Raw genomic sequence first — 1,325 nt, 5'->3', positions numbered from 1 at the left:
TACGACAATCTATGGACGCCTCCCGGGCGAGAAGAACATTTGGCGGCAACTCGGCATTGGATGCGTGAATCTATCCGGCCTATCGCTGGAGCGATCACGCTCCTGGCCTTGATGGGAGTCCGCTACCTCTGTCCTCATAACATGATCGACCTTTATGGCCTTGTCGTAAATCAGGATCCGAAGCTGCGGTCCGTGCCGTTACGCCATCAGTTCTTACCCCGCATTCATCATTGCCTCATCGGCAACGATTGGCAAATGACTATTGTGCGGCGTATCGCTCCTGTCGTGTGAGCAGGGCCCATGCTATCCGCGCGGTCTTATTGGCAAGCGCTACGATCGCTTTGTTATAACCCCGGCGAGAGACGAGCTCTTTCAGCCATTGAGATCGACGATCATCGTGACTGGCAAGTCGGCTGATAACTGCACGTGCGCCATGAATCATCTGGCGACGTAGATAATGGTTCGCTCGGCGGCCAATTCCGCCAAGGCGTGGTTTGCCGCCAGTCGAGTATTGTCGCGGGACCAGCCCGATCCAAGCCGCCAGCTCTCGCCCGGATTTAAAGTGACGTCCGTCCTCAACGCTAGCAACGAGTGCCGTTGCAATGATCGGACCGACGCCTGGCAGTTCGGACAAACGACGGCAATCCTCTCGATCGCGGCAAATCTCGCTAATCTTCCTATCAATCTTGGCAATTCGGTCATTCACATCGGTGAGTTGGTCGAGTAGTTCGAGGAATAGCTCGCGCCCGAGATCGGAGAGATCAGCGCTCTCAACAGCCGCGGGTGCCTGGGATACAAAACGCCATGCTCCTTGCGGCAACACGATGCCATATTCGGCGAGAAGACCGCGTGCATGATTGATCAGCGATGTACGCTGGATGATCATACGTTCTCTAACTCTATGCAGCGACTGAACGTCTTGCTGTGTGATCGATTTGACCGGCACAAATCGCATGGTCGGCCGGGTCGCCGCTTCATAAATTGCCGCAGCATCTACGGCGTCGTTTTTGGAGCCGCGAACGAAGGGCTTCACAAAGCGAGGGTTGATAAGCAGGACCTCTCGCCCATTATCTTTGAATTGCCGTCCCCAGTGATGCGCACTGGCGCACGCTTCCATAGCAATCGTCTTTGGTGCGAGTGCGTTAACAGTCTCGGCCAACTTCGATCTGCTGACCTTGCGCGACAGAATAGCGCCATCTGAAGCAATGCTGTGCAGATGAAACGACGACTTTCCGAGATCGATTGCGAGCAATTCGAATGTCATGACTTCCTCCTTTGGTTGGCCTTTCATTCTGAAGGTTCGGAGGGAGGCGTCCATCCCATAA

2 protein-coding genes are annotated in these 1,325 nt (G+C 54.9%); one reads left to right on the top strand and one right to left on the bottom strand.

Annotation, left to right across the window (positions count from 1 at the left end; all coding sequences use genetic code 11):
• Window positions 1-291: hypothetical protein (locus ABWW28_RS27670; protein WP_502904600.1), on the top strand; the 291-nt coding region annotated here is incomplete at its 5' end.
• On the opposite strand, the gene ABWW28_RS27540 is transcribed toward ABWW28_RS27670, so the two are convergent.
• Window positions 260-1,264, bottom strand: coding sequence for an IS110 family RNA-guided transposase (locus tag ABWW28_RS27540; RefSeq protein ID WP_006471171.1), 1,005 nt, complete (start codon window positions 1,262-1,264; stop codon window positions 260-262). The genes ABWW28_RS27670 and ABWW28_RS27540 overlap by 32 nt on opposite strands.
• Between the last annotated feature and the right edge of the window lie 61 nt (window positions 1,265-1,325).

This window comes from Brucella sp. NBRC 14130 (assembly GCF_040371715.1).
Classification (GTDB): domain Bacteria; phylum Pseudomonadota; class Alphaproteobacteria; order Rhizobiales; family Rhizobiaceae; genus Brucella; species Brucella intermedia.
Note: the sequence above shows the minus strand (reverse complement) of the source record. Positions and strands in the feature narration are given on the sequence as shown.

What these genes read in the sequence shown, in the direction of transcription:
- ABWW28_RS27540 (WP_006471171.1), bottom strand. Translation starts at nt 1,264, where the DNA reads ATGACATTCGAATTGCTCGCAATCGATCTCGGAAAGTCGTCGTTTCAT.